The following is a 2665-nucleotide window of genomic DNA, read 5'->3' on the forward strand; positions in this document are numbered from 1 at the left end:
TGCTGATTCCGGGGTCAATTCGCCCACCATTCCGGGAGTAACTCGCCCGGCATTCCGGGATCTATTCGCCCACCCATTCCGACGTTAATTCGCCCACCCGTTCCGACTTTAATTCGCCCATGTGGGCGGGTTCGAGGAGGGGCCGGATTGAGGTCTCTGCTGGTTGGTTCAGGTTCACTCCCTTTGGCTGATCAAGGGAGCAGATGAATGCCAGTGGAGCGGATAGCGATGCGCGATGTGCGCGAGATTGTACGGCTGAGAATGGCGGGTCTGTCGACCCGGCAAGTGGGCATCCGGGTTGGGGTTGCGGCTTCGACGGTGCGCCTGACGCTGCAGCGGCTGCAGGCGGCGGGCCTTGACGGTCCGGCGGCTTTGGCGCTGCCCGAAGCGGCATTGGGAAGTCGGTTGTTTGATGGTGCGGCGGGTAAGCGGCCAGGTCATCGGCGGGTGGATGAGCCGGATTGGACCCAAATCCGCAGGGAACTGCAGCGCAAGCATGTAACGCTGTCGATCTTGTGGGACGAGTATATCGCCGAGCATCCGGACGGGTACCGCTACAGCCGGTTCTGCGAGCTTTACAGAACCTGGGAAGCCCGGTTGCCGGTGACGATGCGTCAGACCCACGCCTCGGGCGAGAAGCTGTTCGTCGACTATGCCGGCGACACGGTGCCGGTGGTGATCGACCGGCTGACCGGTGAGACGCGCGCGGCGCAGATCTTCGTCGCGGTTCTTGGCGCATCGAGCTTCACCTACGCCGAAGCTACCTGGACCCAGACGCTGCCAGACTGGATCGAGGCGCATAACCGGACGTTCGCCGCGATCGGCGGAGTGCCTGCGCTGCTGGTGCCCGACAACGCCAAGGTCGCGATCATCCGGTCCTGCCTTTACGATCCCGAGGTGAACCGGACCTACACCGACATGGCGCGCCATTACGGCACCGCCGTTCTCCCGGCGCGCCCGCGTCGGCCGCGCGACAAGGCGAAGGTCGAGGTGGCGGTTTTGCTGGCGGAGCGATGGCTGCTGGGCAAGCTGCGCAACCGGGTGTTCCACAGCCTTGCCGAGCTGAACGCCGCCATCGGCGAATTCTGCCGCTGGCTGAACGAGCAGCGGATCATCCGCCGGCTGGGTGCAACCCGCCGGCATCTGCTGGAGACCCTCGATCGCCCGGCGCTGAAAGATTTGCCAGCTCAATCTTATGTGCTGGCGCAATGGCGGCGCCGGCGGGTCGGCATCGATTACCACGTCGAGATCGAGAAGCATTTTTACTCGGTCCCGTACCGACACGCTCGCGCCGAGGTCGAGGCCCGGTTCACCGTGCGTACGGTGGAGATCTTCCTGCGCGGCGAACGGATCGCCGTACATGCGCGTGGGTCGGGCAACGGCAAGCACACGACGATCACCGAGCACATGCCCTCCAGCCACAGGCGCCATGGCGACTGGACCATCGCGCGGATCAATCAGGAAGCGGCTCTGCTCGGCCCCTCGGTCGCGACATTCTGCACACTGATCCTCGAACGCCGGCCACATCCCGAGCAGGGGTTCCGCGCCTGCATCGGCATCCTGCGCTTGGCCCGCACGGTTGGGGCGGATCGGCTCGACGCCGCGGCCGAGCGCGCGCTTACGATCGGCACCCTGACCTACAGCTCGGTCAAATCCATCCTCGATCACCGGCTCGAACGAGCCGCCGGCACAGCCAATCCCGATCCCACCCCGATCCGTCACCCCAACATCCGGGGCGGCGGATATTTTCACTGAAGACAAGGAGACAACTCATGCTGAACCATCCGACCCTCGACCAGATCCATCAGCTCGGCCTCGCGGGCATGGCCCGCGCGTTTACTGAACTGGATACCAATCCCGAGACGTCCGCCCTCAGCCACGGCGAGTGGCTTGGCCTGCTGCTGGACCGCGAGATCACCGCCCGGCGCGATAAGCGTCTCACCACCAGGCTGCGTTATGCTCGGCTACGCCACAACGCCACCATCGAGGACGTCGATTACCGGAGCGTCCGCGGCCTTGATCGGGCGCTGTTCCAGAAGCTCATCCAGGGGGACTGGATCGACGCCCACGATAATCTTGTGCTGAGCGGTCCGACCGGTGTGGGCAAATCATGGTTGGCTTGCGCTCTCGGTCATAAAGCTTGCCGCGATGATCGCCCGGCGCTCTATCAGCGCGCGCCAAAGCTTTTCACCGAACTGGCGGTTGCTCGCGCCGAGGGACGCCATGGGCGGGTGATCCGTACCCTTGGCGCCGTCAACCTGCTGATCCTCGACGACTTCGGCCTCGCACCGCTCGATGCAGGTGCACGGCATGATCTGCTCGAGATCGTCGAGGAACGCTACGGGCGCCGCTCGACGATCATCACCAGTCAAATTCCGCCGGCGCAATGGCACGACGTGATTGGTGACCCAACCTATGCGGACGCCATCCTCGACCGTCTGATCCACAATGCCCACCGGATCGAACTCAGCGGCGAAAGCCTGCGTAAGACCAGAAAGTCCAGCCCAAAAAACGCTTGACCCCAGGAGAACGAGAGAGCAACAAAATCAGTAGCCACAGAGACCACCACCCGGGCGAATAAATCTCGGAATTCCTGGGCGAATAAAGGTCGGAATGGTGGGCGAATTAAAATCGGAATCAATGGGCGAATTCTCCGGAATCCGCA

At 63.4% G+C, this 2665-nt stretch carries 2 protein-coding genes; both read left to right on the plus strand.

Annotated features, from left to right (window positions below):
- The first annotated feature begins 228 nt into the window (after positions 1-228).
- On the plus strand, positions 229-1755 hold the full coding sequence (istA, locus tag BW994_RS18680; RefSeq protein WP_083703319.1) for an IS21 family transposase: 1527 nt from the start codon (positions 229-231) through the stop codon (positions 1753-1755).
- 17 nt (positions 1756-1772) lie between these two features.
- Entirely contained in the window at positions 1773-2519 is a 747-nt protein-coding gene (istB, locus tag BW994_RS18685) for an IS21-like element helper ATPase IstB (protein ID WP_076454863.1), read from the plus strand.
- The last annotated feature ends 146 nt before the right edge of the window (positions 2520-2665 follow it).

Origin of the sequence: Acidiphilium rubrum, from assembly GCF_900156265.1 — a bacterium.
In the GTDB taxonomy this organism is placed as follows: domain Bacteria; phylum Pseudomonadota; class Alphaproteobacteria; order Acetobacterales; family Acetobacteraceae; genus Acidiphilium; species Acidiphilium rubrum.

Excerpts from the sequence above, each read along its gene's own strand:
- istA (WP_083703319.1), top strand. The coding sequence starts at position 229 with ATGCGCGATGTGCGCGAGATTGTACGGCTGAGAATGGCGGGTCTGTCG.
- istB (WP_076454863.1), top strand. The coding sequence starts at position 1,773 with ATGCTGAACCATCCGACCCTCGACCAGATCCATCAGCTCGGCCTCGCG.